This is a genomic window from Zymobacter palmae (assembly GCF_003610015.1).
GTDB lineage: Bacteria > Pseudomonadota > Gammaproteobacteria > Pseudomonadales > Halomonadaceae > Zymobacter > Zymobacter palmae.
Window position 1 is genome coordinate 1,990,091 of sequence record NZ_AP018933.1, and the last position, 24,074, is coordinate 2,014,164.

21 protein-coding genes are annotated in these 24,074 nt (G+C 56.7%); 12 read left to right on the forward strand and 9 right to left on the reverse strand.

What is annotated here, in order from left to right:
- Positions 1-81: 81 nt before the first annotated feature.
- Entirely contained in the window at positions 82-441 is a 360-nt protein-coding gene (locus ZBT109_RS08970; RefSeq protein WP_027704964.1) for a hypothetical protein, read from the reverse strand.
- 469 nt (positions 442-910) lie between these two features.
- Here ZBT109_RS08970 and ZBT109_RS08975 point away from each other — a divergent pair, with 469 nt between their 5' ends.
- Positions 911-1,597 carry a nicotinamidase gene (locus tag ZBT109_RS08975; protein WP_232012890.1) on the forward strand — a complete coding sequence of 229 codons (687 nt, stop codon included), beginning with the start codon at positions 911-913 and terminating at the stop codon, positions 1,595-1,597.
- 124 nt (positions 1,598-1,721) lie between these two features.
- The gene (gene trkA, locus ZBT109_RS08980; RefSeq protein WP_027704962.1) at positions 1,722-3,101 is read left to right on the forward strand and encodes a Trk system potassium transporter TrkA; all 1,380 of its coding nucleotides are present in this window, start codon (positions 1,722-1,724) and stop codon (positions 3,099-3,101) included.
- Between the two features lie 578 nt (positions 3,102-3,679).
- On the opposite strand, the gene ZBT109_RS08985 is transcribed toward trkA, so the two are convergent.
- Together ZBT109_RS08985 and ZBT109_RS08990 are read right to left on the reverse strand one after the other, a co-directional pair.
- Positions 3,680-3,967: a putative quinol monooxygenase gene (locus tag ZBT109_RS08985; protein WP_027704961.1), complete on the reverse strand. Its 288-nt coding sequence runs from the start codon at positions 3,965-3,967 to the stop codon at positions 3,680-3,682.
- Between the two features lie 87 nt (positions 3,968-4,054).
- Positions 4,055-4,816 carry a tRNA-uridine aminocarboxypropyltransferase gene (locus ZBT109_RS08990; RefSeq protein WP_051523756.1) on the reverse strand — a complete coding sequence of 254 codons (762 nt, stop codon included), beginning with the start codon at positions 4,814-4,816 and terminating at the stop codon, positions 4,055-4,057.
- A gap of 156 nt (positions 4,817-4,972) precedes the next feature.
- Between ZBT109_RS08990 and ZBT109_RS08995 the strand changes: the two genes are divergently transcribed.
- Both ZBT109_RS08995 and tcdA read left to right on the forward strand, forming a co-directional pair.
- Entirely contained in the window at positions 4,973-5,749 is a 777-nt protein-coding gene (locus ZBT109_RS08995; RefSeq protein WP_038278023.1) for a pseudouridine synthase, read from the forward strand.
- A gap of 53 nt (positions 5,750-5,802) precedes the next feature.
- Positions 5,803-6,657, forward strand: a complete 855-nt coding sequence (gene tcdA, locus ZBT109_RS09000) for a tRNA cyclic N6-threonylcarbamoyladenosine(37) synthase TcdA (RefSeq protein ID WP_408646058.1) — start codon at positions 5,803-5,805, stop codon at positions 6,655-6,657.
- Positions 6,658-6,942: 285 nt separating this feature from the next.
- Here the strand turns inward: tcdA and lptG are convergent, their stop codons facing one another.
- The 3 genes from lptG to ZBT109_RS09015 form a co-directional block, all read right to left on the reverse strand.
- Positions 6,943-8,007 (reverse strand): LPS export ABC transporter permease LptG, encoded by a 1,065-nt coding sequence (lptG, locus tag ZBT109_RS09005; protein ID WP_324603177.1) that lies wholly within the window; start codon positions 8,005-8,007, stop codon positions 6,943-6,945.
- Entirely contained in the window at positions 8,007-9,083 is a 1,077-nt protein-coding gene (lptF, locus tag ZBT109_RS09010; protein WP_027704957.1) for an LPS export ABC transporter permease LptF, read from the reverse strand. The genes lptG and lptF overlap by 1 nt, the downstream gene beginning before the upstream one ends.
- A gap of 627 nt (positions 9,084-9,710) precedes the next feature.
- A complete protein-coding gene (locus ZBT109_RS09015; protein ID WP_169733999.1) occupies positions 9,711-10,004 on the reverse strand; it encodes a barstar family protein in 294 nt (97 codons plus the stop codon).
- A 428-nt stretch (positions 10,005-10,432) separates the two neighbouring features.
- On the opposite strand from ZBT109_RS09015, the gene ZBT109_RS09020 reads away from it, so the two are divergent.
- The 7 genes from ZBT109_RS09020 (at position 10,433) to ZBT109_RS09050 (ending at position 18,886) form a co-directional block, all read left to right on the forward strand.
- Positions 10,433-11,905: a leucyl aminopeptidase gene (locus tag ZBT109_RS09020; RefSeq protein ID WP_027704955.1), complete on the forward strand. Its 1,473-nt coding sequence runs from the start codon at positions 10,433-10,435 to the stop codon at positions 11,903-11,905.
- Positions 11,906-12,004: 99 nt separating this feature from the next.
- Positions 12,005-12,790 (forward strand): glucose 1-dehydrogenase, encoded by a 786-nt coding sequence (locus ZBT109_RS09025; protein ID WP_051523751.1) that lies wholly within the window; start codon positions 12,005-12,007, stop codon positions 12,788-12,790.
- Between the two features lie 120 nt (positions 12,791-12,910).
- Complete coding sequence (locus tag ZBT109_RS09030) at positions 12,911-13,675, forward strand: SDR family oxidoreductase (protein WP_027704953.1); 765 nt, start codon at positions 12,911-12,913, stop codon at positions 13,673-13,675.
- 87 nt (positions 13,676-13,762) lie between these two features.
- Positions 13,763-14,206, forward strand: a complete 444-nt coding sequence (locus ZBT109_RS09035; RefSeq protein ID WP_027704952.1) for a DNA polymerase III subunit chi — start codon at positions 13,763-13,765, stop codon at positions 14,204-14,206.
- A gap of 177 nt (positions 14,207-14,383) precedes the next feature.
- Positions 14,384-17,227 carry a valine--tRNA ligase gene (locus ZBT109_RS09040; RefSeq protein ID WP_027704951.1) on the forward strand — a complete coding sequence of 948 codons (2,844 nt, stop codon included), beginning with the start codon at positions 14,384-14,386 and terminating at the stop codon, positions 17,225-17,227.
- A 150-nt stretch (positions 17,228-17,377) separates the two neighbouring features.
- Positions 17,378-18,097 (forward strand): phosphatase PAP2 family protein, encoded by a 720-nt coding sequence (locus tag ZBT109_RS09045; protein ID WP_051523750.1) that lies wholly within the window; start codon positions 17,378-17,380, stop codon positions 18,095-18,097.
- Between the two features lie 72 nt (positions 18,098-18,169).
- A complete protein-coding gene (locus ZBT109_RS09050; protein WP_027704950.1) occupies positions 18,170-18,886 on the forward strand; it encodes a phosphatase PAP2 family protein in 717 nt (238 codons plus the stop codon).
- Between the two features lie 195 nt (positions 18,887-19,081).
- Here ZBT109_RS09050 and lysM read toward each other — a convergent pair whose 3' ends face one another.
- From lysM to ZBT109_RS09065, 3 genes are all read right to left on the reverse strand, one after another.
- A complete protein-coding gene (gene lysM / locus ZBT109_RS09055) occupies positions 19,082-19,549 on the reverse strand; it encodes a peptidoglycan-binding protein LysM (RefSeq protein WP_027704949.1) in 468 nt (155 codons plus the stop codon).
- A gap of 340 nt (positions 19,550-19,889) precedes the next feature.
- A complete protein-coding gene (cydB, locus tag ZBT109_RS09060; protein ID WP_027704948.1) occupies positions 19,890-21,017 on the reverse strand; it encodes a cytochrome d ubiquinol oxidase subunit II in 1,128 nt (375 codons plus the stop codon).
- A gap of 107 nt (positions 21,018-21,124) precedes the next feature.
- Positions 21,125-22,678: a cytochrome ubiquinol oxidase subunit I gene (locus ZBT109_RS09065; RefSeq protein WP_038278016.1), complete on the reverse strand. Its 1,554-nt coding sequence runs from the start codon at positions 22,676-22,678 to the stop codon at positions 21,125-21,127.
- Positions 22,679-23,153: 475 nt separating this feature from the next.
- Between ZBT109_RS09065 and ZBT109_RS09070 the strand changes: the two genes are divergently transcribed.
- Positions 23,154-23,771 (forward strand): OmpW/AlkL family protein, encoded by a 618-nt coding sequence (locus tag ZBT109_RS09070; protein ID WP_027704947.1) that lies wholly within the window; start codon positions 23,154-23,156, stop codon positions 23,769-23,771.
- The last annotated feature ends 303 nt before the right edge of the window (positions 23,772-24,074 follow it).

Below are 24,074 nucleotides of genomic sequence, written 5' to 3' on the forward strand. Positions count from 1 at the left end.
GTGTGGATATGTCTGCGCGCCTGATGGTGGTCTTTATCATTGAGGCATCTTTCTTTGCAGTGAATGCCTCAAGAATGACAATCAGGCGCGTCGGCGTTCTGGCAAAGCGTCGGTGGAAGCTCCGTCCGATACAGAAGCACTGCCGGATGCAGAAGCCGTCGGCGAGTGAGTGGGCGCATTTTCCGGCCCTACTGCGCGCACATTTGATACGCGCCGCGCATCGACAAACGCCTTCATCAGTCCAGCCAGTTGTTCAAGGCTAATGGACACGCGCTCGACCTTCTTCTGCCCTTCCCACAGTACGTCGATGATCGGTTGGTCATGGTTGTAGTCCAACCCAACGATGCGCCCACAGCGTTGCTCACGCCCATCGCGCAGCGTCACACCTAATAAATGGTGGATGTCGTCCATCCCCAGCGCCGGTTTACGATAATAAGCCATGTGATATCCCCACCTGTCCCTGTTCGCTAGGGCTTAGACCATTGCGCATGGCTCGCCCGCTAACGTCATACATTCCATATTTATGGCAGAAAGCGTTGAACACAAGAGCGGTCGTTTTCACTCTTCAACACATCGTGCCTTTTCATCCCTTATGGCGATTGCATCGAAATATACCCAATGCAGACCCTCTTAATCGGCAGAAAGCCCTATATCGCACACTACTCATATTAGTTTAACATGCTTTGTTTGATACATTCTTTGCCCGTTGTCAACATTGACCGGCTTTTAACGCGAAATTTCATATAACGTGACGCATGCAACGGAATATGGGGCGATCACACATTATTATTGACACAGTGTAATAGCCTTTCGCATTGCCGCATGCCTTTCACCTCGCAAAACCGCTATATTTTGGTCGAACGAACTTTCGGCTTAGACAACGTCCATTACCGCGGAGATATCGAACGTGATGCGTCCCTCAGCGTTACAGAAGTTCATGGATCAGCTGCCTTCCCAGATCGAACGTCACCGCAGTGCGCTGCTCGTCATTGATGTTCAGTCGGACTTCATGGCCGGTGGGCCGCTCGCCTGCGCCGATGGCGAAGATATCCTGCCTCCGCTGGCGCAACTGATGGACGCTGATCTGTTCGACCATGTCGTGGCAACGCAGGACTGGCATCCCCGCGATCACGTATCGTTCATTAGCCAGCACCCGGATCACCATCCATTCGATCTGATACAACTGCACGGGCATGAGCAAGTACTGTGGCCCGATCACTGTGTGATGAACACGCCGGGAGCGGCACTGCATGAGGCTATCGACTGGCGCTATGCAGATTTGATCCTGCGTAAGGGATTCGATACCTACGTCGATTCCTATAGTGCCTTCCGTCACAACGTCAATCAGCGCGGTGAGCGCAGGGCCACGGGGCTAGCCGGTTGGCTGCACGACGCAGGTGTCACCGATCTCTATTTGTGCGGTCTGGCGCGCGACGTCTGTGTCCTGTGGAGTGCGCAGGACGCAGCAGATGAAGGATTCAACGTTCACCTGCTATGGCCTCTGACCCGCCCCGTCTCCTATGATACCAATAAGGCGACACTGGCAGCGTTGGCGAAGCGCCAGATCAAAATACTAGGACAGGCCGTCTGCCAGTAGCGACGCGTTCAATCTGCACAGTCCATACAGATCAACCGCAAGGAATATGCTCTTGCGATCGGGGTCATCGACGAGAGGTAACGTCGGCACGCCTTCCATTTCATAACGACAAAAGACGGGTTCGATGAAGATTCTCATTCTTGGCGCAGGTCAGGTCGGCGGTTCGCTGGCCGAGCACCTGGCAGGCGAAGCCAACAACATTACCGTCGTAGATACCGATCAGCAGCGCCTGCGCACGCTGCATGCCCGACTCGACATCCAGACCCTGCAGGGACACGGCGCTCACCCGTCCACGCTCAGCCAGGCGGGCTGCGAATCTGCGGACATGCTGATCGCCGTGACCAACAACGACGAAATCAACATGGTGGCGTGCCAGGTCGCCTATAGCCTGTTCCGCACACCGACCCGTATCGCTCGTGTGCGTTCGGGCGCCTACCTGACGTATCGCGAACTGTTCCGCGATGAAAACATTCCGATCGACGTGCTAATCAGCCCCGAGCAGCTCGTGACCACCCATATCCGACGCCTGATCGAATACCCGGGCGCACTGCAGGTCATCGACTTTGCGGACGGGCTAGCGCAGCTGGTGGCGGTCAAGGCCTATCGTGGCGGCCCAATGATCGGCAAGCCGCTGCGCCAGCTACACGAACTCACCGGCGGACTGGACAGCCGCGTGACCGCAATCTACCGCAATGATCACCCTTTCATTCCTACCGGCGATACACTGATCCAAGACAACGATGAGCTGTTCTTTATCGCGGCTCACCAAGATATTCGCAGCGTGATGGGCCGCATGCGCCACGCTGACCGCAACGTGCGCCACGTCATTATTGCGGGCGGTGGCCGCATTGGCGAGCGGTTGGCACTAACGCTGGAAGCAACCCACCGGGTCAAAATCATTGAGCAGCTGGACGAACGCTGCCACTTCCTCGCTGAACGGCTTGACAGCACGGTCATCCTGCACGGCAGTGCCACCGACAAGCAGTTGCTGACCGACGAGAATATCGACGAGTGCGATATCTATTGCGCGCTGACCAACGATGATGAAGTGAATATCATGTCGTGCATGCTGGCCAAGCAGCTGGGGGCACGCAAGGTGCTGGCACTGATCAATAACGGCGCCTACGTTGATCTGGTGCAGGGCGGCGTCATCGATATCGCCATTTCACCGGCCCAGTCCACTATCAATGGCCTGTTGGCGCACGTGCGTCAGGGCGATACGGTCAACGTACACTCGTTGCGCCGCGGCGCCGCGGAAGCGGTAGAGATCGTCGCTCACGGCGATGCGCATACCTCGTTGGTAGTGGGGCGTAGTATTGATGACATCGACTGGCCACCAGACGTCACGGTCGGTGCCATCGTGCGCAATGGGGAAGTACTGATCTCCACAGGCGAGCTGCATATCGAACACGATGATCATGTGATCCTACTGATGATCGACAAGCGGCGGATGTCGGCTGTAGAACACCTGTTCCGTGAACGTCAGCGGGGATGGCTAAGCTGATGACCTGACAGGCCTTTGCGGCATCGGCACCGATACCGCAAAGGCAAAGGCCTCCTTCACTCTGGTGCTGGAATAAAAAGCGCTCTTCTCATCGTCCTTTCCCATGCGCCGCCACCGGCTTGATCATATGGTCAGTGCATCCCACGTTGATACACCTATGTCGACAACACACTAACATCCACCCTTCATTTAAAGGTTAAGAGCCTGTTTTATAACCTGAGTGATTGCTGTTCCCCTTCTACAACATTTATCCTTTTTACAATAAAAGTTTTCTACCGCAATTTTGTGATTTGAAGTCCCTTCAATGACATGGGTATTGAGGTTACGAAATATGCTGTAAAGTGGTGCCACACACGTGCAACATCATGATAATAGAATGTTTTATTTAAGGTTAACGACAGCAATATAACCATCATATTGACTATTAAAAACGCTTATCACCCCCCCTATTATTAATTTATATGCAATTCATAACCTATATTATCGAACCGATTTTTTATGATTTTCCCTATATAAAAAAGCCGAAGACGGTTAGGTCCTCGGCCTTTTTTATAGCTCATCGTGATGTGTAAACGTGCTTACAGCAGGTTATCCAGCACTTTTACATCCAACGATTCGAGCTTGCCTTCCAGCGCTTCGATCAGTGCCTTGAAGTGTTCCTGCTCCTGGTGGCGTTCCAGTGCGTCGGCATCGTTCCAGCGTTCCAGCATGTAGTAGCAACGCTCGTTTTCCTGATCGTGATGCAGTGCGTAGTCTTCGCAGCCATCATCGATACGGGACGGTGCAACGACCTTGCGCAGTGCTTCTTCAACCTGTGCTACGGATTCCGGTTTGGCCACGAATGTGGCAATGACTCCAACGGCCATATCTCTTCTCCTAACAATGACTGAAGTACTGTTGAGTACCTAACCACCCGCATGCGGGTAACTTCCATGGTGAAGGGCTGATAGGAATCAGTCGACTTCGAATAAGGGGACACTGTCGTTGCCTGTGCGCTGCCATGCCAGCAAGCGCTGCATAGCCTCCGTCGGTGCTTGAAGGCGATGATGCACGCGACTGGCAGCATAGCAGTCGTTGAAAGTATCGAAATAATCATCCAGCAGCTGGCTGGCGTCCACGTCACCGGCCATCTTCAGCAGTTCTGCTGCCACTTCAGCTGTGCAGAGGTGGCTTTCTGATGCCGGCGTGCGCAGCTTGTAGCGCGTCAGTCGATCGGTGTGCAGGGGTAATATCGGCAGCGAAGCCAGATAAACGCTCTGGCGGAACATACGACGCGCCTGTCGCCAAGTGCCATCTAGGATGATGAAGACGGGTATCTGCTCCCCTTCCACTGCCGGCTGCCGCACAATACGGTCAGCATAGTCGGGTTGATCGTCGGGAAAGATCAGAAAAGGCCGATAGCGATTCGACGCCAACAGTGCGAGCAACTCGTCATCAGGCTCGGTGCGTGACCATTGGAAGATGCGCGTACTCGGCAACACATCCTTGATCAGACGCCCGGTGTTGGTGGGCTTGTAAGCTTCATGCGGGTGCATGATCAGCCAAACTTCGGCACGCGCCGTTGCCGTCACCTGATAAGGACACAGGCAGTTCAGACGTGGCAGCATGCAGGCATCACAGCGGTCGGCAAAGCTGCCGCGCGCACGAAAGAGTCTGCGTTCGATACCGTTTTCATCAATGAAGGTTGTAGCGTCGGAGCGATGCTTGCGACTCACGTCGATGTTTCCCTGAATGGCGCAATCGGATATTGGTTCGCCATTATGCAGGATGAAGCCCTCAAACATGAAGTCGCATTATAAAAGGTGGGGTCTCTTCATGCGCGCAGCGTTATCGGTATAATGCCGACTTTTCACGTGGGCGAGATGCCATCCATGTCTTCCGATTCTTCCTCTGTGCCCATTCTTTATCAGGACGATGCGCTGGTCATCGTTTACAAGCCCGCTGGGGCGCTGGTGCATCGCAGCCCGCTGGCCGCGCATGCGACACGCATTCTGATGACGGAACTGCGCGACCAGCTGGGGCAGTGGGTCTACCCGGTGCATCGCCTTGATCGTCCTACGGAAGGCGTGATGGTCTTCGCCCTATCGTCTGCGCACGCGTCAACACTGTGCGAGGCGTTTGCCGAACATCGCGTGGAAAAGCGCTATCTGGCCATCGTGCGCGGCCATGCCCCAGAGACCTTGCGCATCGACCGCCCGCTGCGAGAAGAAGATGGCAAGCGTCCAAAAGCAGAATGCCCCGCCATGCCCGCACAGACGGATGTCACGCGCTTAGCGACTGCCTCTCTGGACGTTGCCATCGACCGCTATCCGACGTCGCGCTATGCACTGGTGGAGGCTAGCCCGCTGACGGGGCGTCGCCATCAGATCCGCCGCCACCTCAGTGGCATCGGCCACCCCATCATCGGTGATGCCAAGCACGGCAAAGGCGTTCACAACCGCTATTTCAAAAACACGTTCTTTGCCGAGTGGGAAGGCGATACTCGTCTGCTATTGGCCTCCACATACCTGTCTTTGCCTCACCCGGTGACCGGCAGGATGCTAACGGTATCGGCACCGCTTTCCAGCGACTTCGGCGCTCTGCTTGATCATCTGGGCTGGCAGACCTATCAGCCCGTGACTCAGGTCACTATAGCGTCATCGCCTTGAGGCTCCCTGCTTAGGCCCGCCTCGCCCCATTCTTAGTACTCAGGACAATGCTCATGTCAGACCGCGATGCCATGACCTCGGCCACCGATGAACGGCCAGCGTATACCAGTGACGATGCCGACTTCCGCTTCGGTGGCATCCAGCGCCTCTACGGCCGCCAGAGCTTTGATGCGTTCACCCGTGCCCACGTTGTAGTTGTGGGCGTTGGCGGGGTCGGCAGCTGGACCGTAGAGGCGCTTGCCCGCAGCGGAGTCGGCACGCTAACGCTGATCGACCTCGATGATGCCTGCGTCTCCAACATCAACCGCCAGCTTCATGCACTAGATGGCACGATCGGACGCCCCAAGGTACAGATCCTTGCCGAACGAGCTCGCCTCATCAACCCAGGGATGCGGATCAACACCGTAGAAGGATTCGTCACACCCACCAATATCGATGAACGCATTCCTGCCGATGCCGACCACGTTGTCGATGCCATTGACAGTGTCATCGCCAAGACGGAGCTGATTGCATGGTGCAAGCGGCGCAAGATCGGCCTGACCGTCACGGGGGGCGCAGGAGGCCTCATCGACCCGACCCGCGTGGAGATTCGCGACCTGACCCGCACCGAGCATGACCCGCTACTAGCCAAGGTGCGCGCCCGCCTGCGCCGCGAACATGGCTATAGCCGCAACCTCAAGCGTCGCTTCAGCATCAGTTGCGTCTGCTCAACCGAACAACGCCGCTATCCCGATATGACCGGTGCGGTCTGCATGCAGAAGCCTGGCGCAGGTAATGCCACGCGAATGGACTGCGCGGCAGGTTACGGCGCTGCCACCTTCCTGACCGGCACGTTCGGCTTCGTTGCTGCGGCTCATGTCATGGAATGCCTCGAACGACGTGCACAGCGCTCGACTGCGCCAGAATGACGCCGAGCGTCATACGCGGCCATGACGACCATCGGCAGCTGTATCACCGATAACGGTCAGCAAGGGCCGGTAAGTGCAAAATCGGTAAGTGCAGAAGAAAAAGAAGGCCCGCTTCAGTGATTGAAGCGGGCCTTCTTCGATTCACTACCTATTAAGCACAGCGGCAGACACTGTTCATATAGTGAGCATCAAGCACCACGACACTGCGCGCCATCGTTCAAAGCGCTGAAGTCAAAGCGCCTTCCTTAACGAACGTTCACATGAAGGCAAGACGCCCTTCACCCACTAGCCGCGCTTACGCAGCAGCACGATACCGAGCAGCCAGCAGGCAATAATCGGTGCGAGTACGGCCCATAGCGGCGAGAAGTGAAACAGTACGGACGACGGTGCCAGTAGGTCCTGGGTATATTTGAAGATCAGCCCCGCCACGATGCCGTAAAAGATACGCGTACCGGCCGCGACCGTGCGTAACGGCCCGAAGACGAACGATGCCGCCACCAGCAGCAAACCGGCCAACGCCAGTGGTTGCAGCGCCTTCTGCCAGAAGTTCAACCACGCCGAATGGCTGTCGGTACCCTGATCGTCCATGTAGCGGCCATAGCGCCACAGGTCACCGATCGACTGAGTTTCGGGGTCCATCAGCACCAGCGTAAGAAACTCCGGCGAGAAAGCCGTATCCCAGCGAGCACTGTCCGCGCTGTTCGTTTGCACCTGCTGCTCACTCAAGTGCGTTTCCTTGACGGCATGCAATGTCCACTGCTGCTGTGCGGCATCCCAGCTGGCCGAGTCTGCATGCGTCACGGAAGTTAGCGTGTGGCCATCAAAGATGAAGCGCGTAACGTCAAGTACCGTATTGTCGGAGCGAATCGTACCGAAGCGGTAGATATCGCCGCCTTCGGTCTGCCAACCGCCGCTCTGCGACATAGCCCCAATGCCTTTGAGTCGCTCAAGGCGATAGGCGGTAGCGCTCTGCTCCGAGAGAGGCACAACCCATTCACCAATCGCCATCGTGATGCCGATCACCAGCAGCAGCGGTTTCATCGCACCCCATACGATGCGCGTCAGCGACCGGCCTGCGGCACGGATCGCCGTCAGCTCATTGCTGGACGCCATGCCACCTAATCCCAACAGCCCCCCCAGCAAAACGCCAACGGGAATGTAGCCATAGAAGCGCCACGGCAGACGCATCGCCTGATAAGCCAGCATCTGCAAAGGGCCATAATCCTTGCTGGCATCCCCCAGTTCGTTGATGAAACTGAGCAGGAAATCCAGCGACAACAGCGTGACCTGTACGATCAACATCGCCCACAGCACATTGCGGGCGATATAGCGGTCAAAACGGTCGAACATCAGCGGGCTCCCTTATGACCGAACGTACGTTTCACCAGCCAGATACCTAAGATCAAAAATCCCAAGTGAATAGGCCACATGCCAACATCGGCGGGCCAACGGCTGTTGCCGATCAAGCTCTTCGCCGTCAGCAGCAAGCTAAGGTAGGCAATGTGCAGGATGATCGCGGGCAGGATGCGACCGAAACGGCCATGACGTGGATCCACTTTCGACAGCGACATCGCCAGTAGGGTCAGAATTGGCACCATGATCGCCAGCGACCAGCGCCACTGCAGCTCGGCTCGCATCTTGCGGTCATGACTGCCCCACAGCTGAGCGGAAGGCATCGCATCCATTTCGCTCACTTCCAGCGCCTGCAGGTTGTCCTCAATCTTCGTCGAGTAACTGGCGAAGGTCAGGCGTTCGGCATCCATACGCCCTGCTTCAACGCTGTAGCGCTCGCCACTGTCCAATACTAGGTAGCGCGCACCCGTCTTCTCGTCGCGCACCTGATAGGCGTGATCAGCCTTGATGACCACCTCGGCCGGTGCACCCTTGGTACGCTGCGGCTCGGACACGAAAATATCGTTGAGCTGGCTGTTACCGTGGCTCATGCTGGCGGCATATACCGTGCGCCCTCCCACGTTCTGGAAGCGTCCAGCAGACAGTATGCTGAAATCAGCGTGCTGCTGCTGTTCGAACAGGGCTTCGGAAATCTGCTGCTTGCCGAGCGGCCCTAGCCACAGGCTGCACAGCGCGACGATGACAGCCACAACGGCACCGGGCCACAGCGATACACGCAGCACCTTCATCGGGCTAACGCCGCAGGCCCGCAGCACGGTCATCTCACTGTTCATATACAGCTGACCGTAGGCCAGCAGAATGCCCAAGAAAAACGCCAGCGGCAGTATCAGCTCTAGAAAACCCGGCATCTGATACATCACAAGACGACCGACCAACCCCAGCGGCAGCTCGCCCGACGCGGCGGCTGACATATAACGAATGATGCGACTGCCCATGATGACCAATAGCAATACCACCGCTACGGCCAGCATCGTCAGTACGATCTCGCGGATAAGATAACGAAAGACAACCACGCGCTCGTTTCTCCCTAATCCCCACTGTCTGACCGGGCTCCTGAGCAAGACCCGTTTTCATCAGTGCGGAACATGTTCATAAAACCGGCCGTTCGCATTCCTTATCGAACAGGAAATACGCGTATCGACACCGACATTGACGTCTTTCACCCTAGACGCAGTACGTGCCTTTCAGCAACAAACGGCTAAATTCATTGAAGTTGACGGCACTTCAACACTCGCTGAATCACAATGTCATCGCGGTGCGCGAAGCATGGTACTGGAATGCTGCACACGTTGCGATGCTGGCAGCATCAAGCACGGCAACCCGCCATCGTAACAGATGCACGCCGGAAAGCCCCTAACGAGGAATAGCGATATACCATTGAAAGCCGTCACTCAGCGTATATAGGCGGCCTCTCATTTCTTTCGCTGCCGCCACAGAAGATACCCTATGTGACTGCGGCATTAGCATTTGGTTTAGAAAGGATAAGGCAATATTGCACACTGTGCCTCGCCGGTGCGGGCCCGCACATGTTGATGTCAACTTATGTGCCGTATGCGTAGGGCCATCATATGACCTTCGCCTTTTTATTCATCACCTCTTCACCGTATCCAAGGTGCTCTTTCTTATTACTTACTCCCGCTTTACTCCAGCGAGAATGTAAAACGCTCGCCCTCTGGGCAGAAACGTTCATCATCCCTCTTGATCTGTTCCATTAAATCAACCAGCCGGTCGAAATCGCGCCCCAGTACGTCTTTTGAAACAGCATGATCCTTCCAGACGATATGAATGGGGCGTTCTAGGTCATACCCTAAGCGATCAAGAAAAGCATGGTAGTTGTAGCCATAACCCACGCCAAAATCTATCTGGCTGGCCACTTGCACATACACGTCCTTCTCTTTTTCGATCGCCTTGCCTTCGATAATAGCAATGCTCATGTCATTCCCCCTTTCTGCCTTCATTGTTAACAATTAGCGTGCCGTTTACGCGTCCTTGCATGACGGTATACCTACACCACGTCGCCATAGCTGACAGCACGTTTACGCCCTATAACAATGGGTCTATTCGTGCCAATGCGCGCACTCCGCTTACCCACCCGTGCCACGTACCCTTCACGTCGCGCCATGATGTGGCGATCAAGCGCATTCGATACAGCCATACGTCACGCGCTCATTCGCCGTTTATCTCGGGGTGCCGCACGCGTTGGATAAATGCTAAGGTTTATTCAATGACAATCGTCCCCATCTAAGACCCTAACGGCCGCTGAGAGCACCGTCATTGCGCCGAGTCTGCGTCATTGGCGCACTACCCTAGAGTCACTGTCTCAGGCCACTCTCGTCACCCCTACGATTCATCGGAGCTTTCTATGCTTTTCACCACGGTTACCGCTCTTGATCAGTCAGCGCTGGACTGCTTGATCCTGCCCGTTTTTGATACCGATACACCGTCTTCTCTCGTACAGGAACTCGACAGTGCTACTGATGGCCGTCTGCTGGCACCTATCGCGCGGGGCGATTTCAAGGCCAAGGCGGGCAAAACCCTGCTGCGCAGCGATCTGTCCGGCCTATCACTGACGCACGTACTGCTGGTAGGCGCAGGCAAACCGGACACGTTTTCGATGGACGCTCTGCAGAAGCTGCTGAGTGCCGCTTTTGCTGCCGTGTCCGAACTATCAGCAAAACGTGTTGGGGTCGCCAGTGAAGGGCTGACCAATGAAAAATTGGACACCGAAAGCGTTGCCCGTGCCGTCGCGGAACATGCGCTGCGCGCGGCTTACCGTTTCACCGCCTGCAAAACGGGCGATCAACCCAAGGTTGCACTCGAGTCCGTCGTCTTGATCGCTAGCGCGGAGGCCAAGGCCGCTGCCGAACAGGGGCTGTCCGTGGGCAGTGCGTACGGCGAAGGCATCAATTTTGCCCGCGAACTGGCTAACCTGCCGGGCAACCTCTGCACGCCCGCCTACCTTGCCGACCAAGCACAGGCACTGGCCGCCGATAGCGCGCTGACCACCACCATTCTGGGTGAAGAGCAACTGCGCGAACTGGGCGCTGGCGCACTGTTGGCAGTGGGCCAAGGCAGCGAGCAGGAATCACGCCTGATCGTGATGGAATACCGCGGGGGTGCCGAAAGCGACGCGCCGCACGTACTGGTCGGCAAAGGCATCACCTTCGATACGGGGGGTATCTCACTCAAACCAGGTGCCGACATGGACGAGATGCGCTACGACATGGGCGGTGCTGCCAGCGTACTGGGAACATTCAAGGCTCTGCTGGCGCTGAAACCGCACATCAATGTGGTGGGTATCATCGCGACCGCTGAAAATATGCCTGACGGCAAGGCCCTTAAGCCGGGCGACATCATCACTACGCTCAATGGCATGACCGTCGAGGTACTGAACACCGATGCGGAAGGCCGCCTAGTACTGTGCGATGCGCTTGCCTATGCCGAACGCTTTGCTCCCGCCAGCGTCGTCGACATTGCCACGCTGACAGGCGCCTGCATCATCGCGCTGGGCGACCACGCTTCCGGTCTGTACGCTAACGATGACGCACTGGCCCAGTCGCTGCGCAATGCAGCTGACGCCAGCTGGGATCGCGTTTGGCAGATGCCGCTGTGGGACGACTATCAGTCTCAGTTAGATTCTAACTTCGCCGACATTGCCAATATCGGCGGCCGCAAAGGCGGCTCCATCACAGCGGCCTGCTTCCTGTCTCGCTTTGCCAAATATCCATGGGCGCACTTGGATGTCGCGGGTACGGCTTGGCACGGCAAACAAGGGGCAACGGGACGCCCGGTCGGCCTACTGACCCGCTATCTGCTGCAACAGGCCAACGCCTGAGCAGCCTGGGCCTACCCTGATGTCAGGGTAGGCTCTCCATTCTATCGACGAACGCTGTTCGGCTCCGGCCAAGCAGCATTCATTTCAGGAGAAATCGACATGGCGGTCGTTCTCGACAACGAACCAGCAGCGCCACGTGATACTCCCGTGCTACTCGTGACCGGCGGTGGACGCGGTATCGGTGCCGCTACGGCACGACTGGCCGCTCAGCGTGGCTACCGCGTCGTGTTCAGCTATCGTCAGGATGAAGTTTCTGCGCAACGTGTGCTGGAAGACATCCAGCGCGACGGCGGCGATGCCATCGCCGTGCGGGCCGATATGGCCGACGAACAGCAGATCATCGCCCTGTTCGATGCAGCGATGCTGCAGTACGGACGCCTGGATGTGCTGATCAACAATGCGGGCATTGTGGACACCGCCATGCCGCTGCGCGAGATGAGCGCACAACGTATTCAGCGCATGATGACCATCAACGTGGTGGGCGTCATGCTGTGCTGCCGAGAAGCGGTCAAACGAATGTCGACCCGCAGTGGCGGGCACGGTGGCGCAATCGTCAATGTCGGTTCCGCCGCCGCACACCGCGGTAGCCCGAACGAATACGTCGACTACGCCGCCTCTAAGGGAGCTATCGACAGTCTGACCGAAGGATTATCCAAGGAGCTGGCAGCCGACGGCATCCGCGTCAATACCGTACGCCCCGGTGTTATCGACACACTGATTCATGTCGAGGGTGGACGCCCCGACAAGGCACGTCAGGCGGAAGGACGTATTCCTATGGGACGCGCAGGACAGCCTGAGGAAATTGCCCATGCGCTGCTGTGGCTGGCCTCAAGCGAAGCCTCGTTCACTACCGGCGCAATACTGGACGTAGACGGCGGCGTTTAAGTCACCAGTCAAGCAGCTCATACCGGCATGTTTCATCACTGCGATTGCCCGCGGCAACGATGCTGGCCATTCCGCCATTCTTACCACGCACAAATTCCTACTATAAAACAGGAGCCAGAGATGACTGACACTACTCGCAAGGTCATGCTGATCACCGGCGGCAGCCGCGGCATCGGTGCCGCCACTGCTCGCATCGCTGCCGAACGCGGCTATCTGGTGGCCTTCAGCTACCGCAGCAACCAGCAGGAAGCTGACCGCGTATTGGCCGATCTATTGCGCATCAACGGCCCAGATTCTGCACTGGCACTGCAGGCCGATGTCAGCGTCGAAGCCGATGTGGTCGGCATGGTGCAAAAGACGATCGAGCACTTCGGTCGTCTCGACGTTTTGGTCAACAGCGCTGGTATCGTCGATCAGGTCGCACGCATCGACGAGATGAGCGGTGAACGTCTTGAACGCATGCTGCGCATCAACTCCTTCGGCACCATGATCTGCATCCGCGAAGCCGTGAAGCATATGGCGACGCGCCACGGTGGTCATGGCGGTGCCATCGTTAACGTCGGTTCCATCGCCTCCAAGCTGGGCTGTGAGAACGAATTCGTCGACTATGCCGCGTCCAAGGGCGCGATCGACAGTCTGACCGAGGGCCTGTCGAAAGAGCTAGGCCCTGATCGCATCCGCATCAATACGGTGCGACCGGGCGTCATCGCCACCGACATTCATGCCAGCGGCGGTAACGGCGAAAAAGTGGCCGAAGCAGCAAACTTCACCCCGTTAGGCCGTGCCGGCCGCCCAGAAGAAGTGGCCTACGGCATCCTATGGCTGGCCTCCGATGAAGCCTCCTTTGTGACCGGCGCCCTGCTCGATATCGACGGCGGCGTGTAAGTCACGTATCCTGCGCGCTGTTTTCCTGAGGGAAGCAGCGCCTTCTTCTCTCATCGCCCATCATTCACGCAGCGGCAGCCCCTTCCCATGACAAACGTCGACTTCTACATCCTGTCCGATACCACTGCGGATGCCCGCACAGCGTTTGCCTGCCGCCTCGTCGACACCATTTTGCACAAGCAGTACCGCGTGCATATCCACGTTGACGATGCCGATACCGCCAGCCTGATCGACGAACAGCTGTGGCAGTTTCGTCCTGACAGCTATGCACCGCATATGCGCTTGGATGCCCCGATCGAACCACAGCCGCCCGTCACCATCGGCCACGGTGATGAAGCACCGGAACCCGGCATCGACGTACTGCTCAACCTTGCACTCGACATTCCCGACTGGTTTTCACGCTTCGACCGCGTGGCCGAGATCATCTGCCAGCGTCAGGACATCCTCAATGCCAAGCGCGAGTGCTGGCAAACGTATAAGAAGCGCGGCTACCCCGTGAAGAGCCACGATATGCGCAAGTCTCACCCCTAGGTACAAAACCACCCTGACTGCTTGCAAATAGCGCTCCCTCAAGATAACGGTATACATGAACCGTAGAAGCCAAACGCAGTGACAAACGCGCCATAGCTGTGCGCGCAGCCCTTACAGCGTTATAATTCCCCATCTTTCGTTTTTTGCTGACCGGACGAGCTGCCCTACATGGAACAGATGGACAAGACGTATCACCCCGACCGTATCGAAACCCGTTGGTATCAGAAGTGGGAAGCAGACAACTGCTTCGCCCCCAGCGGTTCCGGCACCCCCTACTCCATCATGATCCCGCCGCCCAACGTGACGGGCAGCCTGCACATGGGGCACGCCTTCCAGGATACCCTGATGGATACCCTGATCCGCTGGAAGCGCATGCAGGGCCATAACACTCTGTGGCAGATCGGTACCGACCACGCGGGTATCGCCACCCAAATGCTGGTCGAGCGCAAGCTGGCCAACGAAACCGGCCAGACACGCCACGACCTCGGCCGCGAAGCGTTCACTGATAAGATCTGGGAATGGAAGAACGAGTCTGGTGGCAACATCACCCGTCAGCTGCGCCGCTTGGGCGCCAGCCTCGACTGGTCGCGCGAATGCTTCACGATGGACGACAACTTCAGCCGTGCGGTCAAGGAAGTGTTCGTACGCCTGTATGAAGAAGACCTGATCTATCGCGGCAAGCGTCTGGTCAACTGGGACCCGGCACTGCTGACCGCCATTTCCGATTTGGAAGTGGAAAACGTCGACGAGCAAGGGTCCATGTGGTACCTGCGCTATCCGCTGGCCGATGGCGAGAAGACCGCTGACGGCAAGGATTACGTCGTCATCGCGACTACGCGTCCCGAAACCGTACTGGGGGACACCTTTATTGCGGTCAACCCCGAAGACGAACGCTACCAGCACCTCGTCGGCAAGGACGTCATCCTGCCAATCCTGAATCGCCGCATTCCAATCGTCGCCGACGATTACGTTGAGCGCGAGTTCGGTACGGGCTGCATGAAGATGACACCCGCACACGACTTTAACGACTACGAAGCCGGCAAGCGCAACGATAGCGTCCTGATCAACATCATGACGCCGCAGGCCACTATTCGTGAAGAAGCGGAAGTCTTCGGCTACGACAACCGCCCGTCCGATCGTTTCGATGGCAAGATGCCGAGCGACTACGTCGGCCTGACCCGCGAAGAGGCGCGTAGCAAGCTCGTAGCCGACTTTGACGCAATGGGGCTGCTCGAGAAGATCGAACCGCATGCACTGAAAGTACCGCGCGGCGACCGTTCAGGCGTCATCATTGAACCGATGCTGACTGACCAATGGTTCGTGGCCGTTGAAACGCTGGCCAAACCGGCCATCGAAGCGGTTGAAAATGGCGACATCCAGTTCGTGCCGAAGAACTACGAAAACATGTACTTCGCTTGGATGCGCGATCTGCAGGACTGGTGCATTTCTCGCCAGCTGTGGTGGGGTCACCGTATTCCGGCGTGGTTCGATGCCGACGGCAACATCTATGTGGCCCGCGATGAAGAAGAAGTCCGCAGCAAGTACGGCCTGAGCGCCGACGTTGCACTGCATCAGGACAATGACGTACTCGACACCTGGTTCAGCTCCGCACTGTGGACGTTCGGCACACTGGGCTGGCCGGAACAGACGCCTGAACTGGCCACGTTCCATCCGTCTAGCACACTGGTCACCGGCTTCGACATCATCTTCTTCTGGGTCGCACGCATGATCATGATGACCCTGAAGTTCACAGGTCAGGTGCCGTTCAAGACCGTCTATGTGCACGGTCTGGTGCGCGATGGTCAAGGCCAGAAGATGTCCAAGTCGAAAGGGAACGTGCTCGACCCGATCGACCTGATCGACGGCATCGACCTCGAAACGCTGGTCGACAAGCGCACCGGCAACATGATGCAGCCGCAGAAAGCCAAGGCGATCGCCAAAGCCACGCGCAAAGAATTCCCAGAAGGCATTGAGTCCCACGGGACAGACGCGCTGCGCTACACCTTCCTGTCTCAGGCGACGACTGGCCGCGACATCAAGTTCGACATGGGTCGTCTGGACGGCTACCGCAACTTCTGCAACAAGCTGTGGAACGCTGCTCGCTACGTCCTTTCCAATACCGAAGGTCAGGACTGTGGTCAGCACGGTGAAGATGTCGAGCTGACCCTGGCGGACCGCTTCATCATTGCTCGCCTGCAGCAGACCGAACAGGAAGTAACGCGCGCACTCGACACCTACCGCTTCGACTTGGCTTCTCATGCCCTGTACGAGTTCGTCTGGAACGAATACTGCGACTGGTATCTTGAGCTGTCCAAACCGGTCCTGTGGGACGAAACCGCTCCGGCAGCACGTCTGCGCGGTACGCGTCGTACGCTGGTTCGCGTGCTGGAAACCATCCTGCGCATGGCGCATCCGATGATTCCGTTCATCACCGAAGAAATCTGGCAGCGCGTTGCACCGCTGACAGGCAAGGTGATTGATGAGCACACCACGATCATGAACCAGCCGTGGCCGGTCGCAAATGCGGAGCTGGTCGATGAGCAGGCCATCGCTGATATCGAGTGGCTGAAACAGGTCATCGTGGCTATCCGTAACATCCGCGGCGAAATGAACATCGCTCCAGGCAAGGCGCTGCCGATCTTCATGGCGCGTGGTGATGACGAAGACCGTCGTCGCACAGCGGAAAACGAGCGCGTACTGCTGAAACTCGCCAAGCTGGAAGACATCACGTTCCGTGATGCCGACACCATGCCTGCCACGGCCATGCAATACGTCGGCGGCTTGGAAGTGCATGTTCCGCTGGCGGGCCTGATCGACAAGGATGCCGAACTGGCGCGCCTTGCGAAACAGCGCGAACAGCACCAGAAAGTTATCGACGGCATCGAACGCAAGCTTTCTAACGAAAGCTTCGTGGCCAAGGCCCCGGCTGCCGTCGTCGACAAGGAACGTGCACGTCTTGAGGAAGCTAAGGCGGCTATCGTACTGCTGGATGAACAGCAGGAACGTCTGGCAAGCCTCTAAATCTCACGCTTCCTTGCTGTATCGAACGCCACACCTCTGGGTGTGGCGTTTTTCCATTCATTAACGGGCCATTTATAAAACACTGTTTCTTGACTACCGTCTGGATTACACTTCCGGCCTTCAATCACTACTTTCATTCAGGACTCTGGTATGGAGTTTCGCTATATTGTGCCGTTCAACCTGCTTGGCCTTTTGCTGCTGGGTAGCTGGCTGGCACCTATCACATCGCCCCTCTGGGACACACTGGACAACGCTATCTTCTGGCACCTCAATGCGTGGGTGACACCAGACCATCCGCTGTTCGTCCATCTGCTCAGCCTTGCCAGCGTCCGCCTGTTCGACTCGTTCATTCTGGGCACCATGATGGTGCTGTTTCTTATCTGCGCACTGTGCGACCGACGCGCAAAAGGCCAGCGAATTGCCAAATGGCTGTCCGCAGGAATCCTGATGCTGGCCATTGCGGGGGTTGCCACGCTGCTGATCCATGACGTCATGACCTACGAGCGTGCCAGCCCGACTGTCTTCCACCCGGAAGCGCACATGCTTCACACGCTGACACACCTGCCAGTCAAGGACATTGCGCCTGACAGCTTCCCGGGCGATCACGGTGTGATGGCAATGATCTTTGCTGCTTTTATGCTGCGCTTTGCCCCACGTGCAGGCGGTATCGCCGCCGTCATTCTGGCCCTTATCATCACGGCACCGCGCCTAATGGCAGGCGCCCACTGGTTCAGCGATGTCTATATGGGATCACTGACTATGACGCTACTGATGACACCGTGGGTGCTGTTTTCTCCGCTGCCAGCACTGCTGCAGCGCTGGTTTTCCCCGCACATCAATGCCCTGTGGCAGCGTCTCTTTTCGCGCTAGGCATCCGTTTGAACCCCGTATGCTGACGTTGCCGCATTTCTTTCGCTTACTTGATACGAGTCGACCTTTCTGATGACCACGATACGCAAGATCCTATTGCTCAACGTGATCGGCCTGCTGATCCTGTTTTCCTGGTGGCAGACAGCCGTACCGATCTGGCCGTGGCTGGATAGCCAAATCTTCTGGGGCTTCAATCACACACTGACGACAGAGCCCTCGCCGTGGGTCAACCTGCTGGGCGTGCTTAACTGTCGCTATTTCGACATGGCAACGTTCTGTGCCCTCGGGCTGGTACTGTGGATTCAGGTATTGAATGAATCCCATCCTCAGCGCTACCGCCGCTGGGCCGTCATCACCTTCATCATGATGATATCGATGCTGATTATTGCCCTGCTGACACACCTGCAACCTTACCACCACGCCAGCCCGACCATCGAATACGCCAAGCAGGGCCTGAACCCGCTGTCGGTGGAACAGATCGTTCACTTTGATACCAAATCAGAGTCAAGCAGCAGCTTCCCGGGCGATCATGGTCTGGTCATGATGATCTTTGCCGCCTTCATGCTGCGCTTCGGCACCCGTGGTTTCGGCCTCGCCAGCGTTATCCTCGTCATTCTGCTGTCGTTCCCCCGCATCATGGTCGGCGCACACTGGTTCGAAGACGTCTATATGGGATCGCTGTCGATCGCACTGATCATACTGCCGTGGCTGCTGATGACATGCCCAATCGTCAAGGTAGGCGATATGCTGATGCGCGTACTGTTTGCTGGCAAAATCGACCACCACTAAGCCACGACTCACCTCGCACTGATACTGCACGGCGAGGAACGCACTCAGACAACAAGGCCACACGTTCATCACGTTGCCCTGAAGACAAAAAAGCCACGCGAGTACTCGCGTGGCTTTTTCATTCAACGGTGACTAACGCCCCAACGACCAGCTATCACACAACGGCAGGGGCTCGCTCGCACCTTGCTGCGCAACTTACTCGGGAATGCGCAGTGTCTGTCCCGGATAGATCTTGTCAGGATGGCTCAGCATTGGACGGTTGGCTTCGAAAATATCCGTATAGCGGTTGCCCTGCCCTTTGCCATAGACACCCTCAGCGATCTTCCACAGCGTGTCGCCTTCCTTGACCGTGTAGAAGCGCGGTTCCGCAGCGCCTTGTTGAGCGGCTTCAACCTTCAGATCATCGGTGTTGACGCGTGCCACGCCGTGGGCGTTACCGACCGCCATCACGACCTTCTCAAGCGTTGCCTGATCCGCTACGCTGCCGCTCAGAGTGACCTGATCACCCTCAATGGCAATCTGTACGTTCTGCGAGCCCAGCTGATATTTATCCAGCTCCTGCTTGAGCGCTTCTGCAGAAGGCCCTTGCACTTCGCCTGCCTGCGCTTCCGTTGCGCCCGTCAGTTTCTTGCCCACTGATTTCACGAAATCAAAGAATCCCATTCCACATCTCCTTGTGTGAGGACCACTGCAAATACCGAGGCGATCGCAATAACCAACGCTCGCCCGCGCTTATCTGTCAGTGTAGCCGTGATACAGGAATGCTCCAGCCAGGACACCTGGACTGGAGCATTCATAACAGCGGAAACGTGCGGTTCTATCAGTGAACGTCTTCACCGGCCGCAACGGCACGACACTCGTTCAGCTTGGCGACGCTCACCGTAGCCAGCGTGAAGACACCGATACAGCAGATCCAGATCAAATAGCACATAAGGATACCTGTTCTATAAAGGCCCGGTGGTTAGCCACAGAAGACTGCCCGCTAACCATCGGAAACGACGCATTAATAAAGGGAGTGGCTCTCTTCGTTGATATGCTCAACGGTGATACGACGCCACATCTTGACGTAGCACCACGTGGTGTAAGCCAGAATGATCGGGGTCATCACCAGTGCCACCCAGAACATGATCGACAGCGTCAGCGCACTGGAAGTGGCATCCCACAGCGTCAGACTTGCTGACGGCATCAGGCTAGACGGCATGACAAACGGGAACATCACCACTCCCGCTGTCGCAATCACACCTGCCAGCATCAACCCACTGGTCACGAATGCCAGACCTGCACGCTGACGACGCGCCAGCCCCATGGTCAGGCTCATCGCAATCAGCGCTACCGCCGGTGCAATCCATACCCAACCCGGCGCGCCTTCCAGCCAGCCCTTGGTCACGACCGTCTTGTGTGTCAGTTGCAGGATGCCGCTCTTGTCACCGATCTCGGCCAACTGGTAGCCCATTCCGGTCGATGCCATCCATACGCCCGCGATCAAGAACAGCACGATCAGCAGCGGCGTCAACCACAGCACCAGACAGCGTGCACGATCGGCGACTGTGTGATCAGCGCGCGCCATCAGCCATACTGCCCCGTGAATCGACAGCATGATAACGGAAATCACGCCGCACAGCAGCGCGAACGGATTCAGCAGTCCAAACAGGTTGCCATAGTAGTGAGCACGCATCAGCGTATCGACTTCGAACGGCACGCCCTGCAGCAGGTTACCGAAGGCCACCCCGAACACCAGCGAAGGTACGAAACTGCCGACCCAGATCAGTCGGTCCCAGTTGTTGCGCCAGCGCGTAGACTCAATCTTAGAGCGATAGTCAAAACCTACTGGGCGGAAGAACAAACCAAACAGCACCAATAGAATCGCGAAGTAGAAGCCGGAGAACGCGATGGAGTACACCAGCGGCCATGCAGCGAACAGCGCCCCGCCCGCCGTAATCAGCCAGACCTGGTTGCCATCCCAGTGGGGGGCAATGGTATTGATGACCACGCGACGTTCCTGGTCGGTCTTACCCACGATCGGCATGACCATGGCCGTACCCATATCCATGCCGTCTGCGATGGCCCACCCGATCAGCAGTACGCCGACCAGCACCCACCAGACCAGCTTCAGGAATTCATAGTCGAGCATGAAAGGTTCCCTTGATGGAGAGCTTCGGCTTTCCGAAGCTTGAATATCCTGTTGTGCCTGACCCGCCGCCATCGAAGGCGGCGGTCTCAGGCCTCCCTATCCGTTTATCACGCCGCCTTTTCGAAATGATAGCGGCCAGTGTGCAGTGAAGACGGTCCTTTGCGAGCAAACTTCACCATCAACCACACTTCGACGATCAGCAGCGCCGTATAGAAAAGGAAGAAGCAAGCCAGTGAAATGACCAAATCCCATACCGTCAGACTGGACGCGGCCTGGAACGTCGGCAGGATACCGCCAATGGCCCACGGCTGACGCCCATACTCGGCAACGAACCAGCCTGTTTCAACGGCAATCCACGGCAGTGGAATAGCCAGCAGGCACAGCATAAGGAAGCGTGGATACTGCTGGAAACGCTGCTTAAAGGTGATCCACAGGGCACCCAGCATGACCAAGAACATCAGCACGCCACACAACACCATAATGCGGAAGCTGAAGAACAGTGGCAGTGAGTTCGGGATGCTGTCCTTAGCCGCCAGCGAAATCTGCTCTGGCGTTGCATTCACGACATCCTGCGTATAGCGCTGCAGCAGCATGCCGTAGCCGATATCAGCCGCATGCTGATCGAAGATCGCCCGCGTTTCGGCAGAAGTATCGCCGCTACGCATCTTGATCAGGGCATCCAGTCCTTTAGCACCGGACACAATGCGCGCTTCGTTATCGCTGACGATGTCACGCAGCCCCTTTACTTCCGTATCCAGAGAGCGCGTGGCGATCAGCCCCATCACGTATGGAATTTTCAGCGCGTACTCGGTCTCTTGCTTTTCTTGGTTCGGAATACCGAACACCGTGAAAGCTGCCGGAGCCTTCTCGGTATGCCACTCCCCTTCGATGGCCGCCAGCTTGTACGGCTGGGCGTCTTTGAGTTCATAGCCCGACTCATCGCCAAACATCATGACACCCAGTACGGCACAGGTACCGAACACTGCCGCCATCGAGAAAGAACGCTTGGCAAACGCCACATCGCGATTCTTAAGCAGGTACCAAGCGCTGATTCCCAGCACGAAGATGGCCCCTGTCACATAGCCCGCCATGGCCGTGTGCACGAATTTAACCTGCGCGACCGGGTTCAGAAGCACATCGAGGAAGTTGGTCATCTCCATGCGCATGGTATCAGGGTTGAAATGAGCCCCAACCGGGTTCTGCATCCAGCCATTAGCGACCAGAATCCACAGCGCAGAGAAGTTCGACCCCAGTGCCACCAGCCACGTCACCGTCAGGTGCTGGTACTTGCTGAGACGATCCCAGCCGAAGAAGAACAGCCCAACAAACGTGGATTCCAAGAAGAACGCCACCAGCCCTTCAATGGCCAGCGGAGCACCGAAGATATCGCCTACATAGTGAGAGTAGTACGACCAGTTGGTGCCGAACTGAAATTCCATGGTCAGACCCGTTGTTACCCCAAGCGCAAAGTTAATACCGAACAACTTGCCCCAGAAACGAGTCATATCACGGTAGATCTGCTTGCCCGTGACCACATAGGTGGTCTCCATGATGGCCAACAGTACGGCCAGTCCCAGCGTCAGCGGAACGAACAAAAAGTGATAGAGTGCCGTTGCCGCGAATTGCCATCGCGACAGCGCCACCAGTGTTTCGGATATCATGTCGAGGCCTTGATAGTGGATGGAGACGTGATTGGGATAAAAATCGGTAAGGGATATCGGCATTTTGCGAAGTTTGCTTGAACAAACCCACGCAAAATAGGCGGGAATCATTTTTCCCCACCCTTGCGGTAGGAAAAACATGACAAATTGTCGCACTAATGTGACACAATCGCGCAGGCCTAGCAGAACAGCGTCAGGTCGATCTGTTGCGTCGATAGATATTTTTCATGAAGAAGACTGAACTTTTTCCACAATTCGGCATGACAAATCGAACGCTGTTTTCTATAGTGGCCGTATGTGTTGGATATGGCGTTTATATTTGCCATGTCGTGTGCGTCCGCCGAAAGCCTTAATCAGCTGGCGCATACAGACACAAAACGCTATCTTCCTAGCTAGCGTGTGCTGTTGGATACGCTATGCACGTATCTCTATATGAAAGGGATGGGCATCAATGCCCTGGGGCAAGGAGAAAACCATGAAATCCGTTAATGTACTGGCAGCCGCTATCCTCGCTGGCTCAGCACTCATCGGTACTCAGCAGGCAATGGCCTACACTGCTGGCGACCTGTACTTCCGTGGCGACTTCACTCGCACGGATACCACTGGCAAAGCTGCTGCGAAAGACGGCCAAGGCGAACGCCTTGATCTGGGTACAGACCGCAGCTCTTCTGCAGCGCTGGGTTGGGTTATCGCTGACAAATTCGGCGTTGAATTCAACAGCTCCACTGAATCCCTGCGTCTGGGCAACGGTGTAAAAGGTGATGACGGTGCCTTGGGCTCCAAATATCATCCGTACACCCTGGTAGCTAACTGGTTCCCGCTCGGCGGTACTGGTTCCCAGGTTCAGCCGTACGTTGGTGTAGGTGCTAGCTACTACACGTTCTCCAACCGTGCTGCTGACAACCTGCCGAAAGACAAATGGGCTCCGACTGCACAGGCTGGTGTCGATTTCTTCCTGACCAAATGGCTGGCGGTCAACGGCTACGTTCAGTACTCTCGCCTGCGTGTTGATGACCAAGGCACTGGTGCTGATCAGTACGAATACAAGATCGACCCGCTTACCGTTGGTGCTGGTCTGACCTTCCGCTTCTAATCATTATCGCTGCTGCAACAGCGATACGGTCTGAAGTGTCAAAAGCGCTGCCTTCGGGTGGCGCTTTTGTATATTGAGACGCTGCGCCGCGACAAGGGTTCCATCATTCTTTCTATCGACCGCTTCTGGCTTCTCTGCATAGGCTATCGCACTCGATACCGCCGCTAATGACTATGTCATTCGATGGCACTATGTTGCCATTCCCGCTGCGGTGACTTTTCTTTAAACACCTTTACATTCCATCATCACTTTTTCCTATTGTGCGTCCATCACGCCTTTCCCTGTTTCGCTTTACCGCTCTCA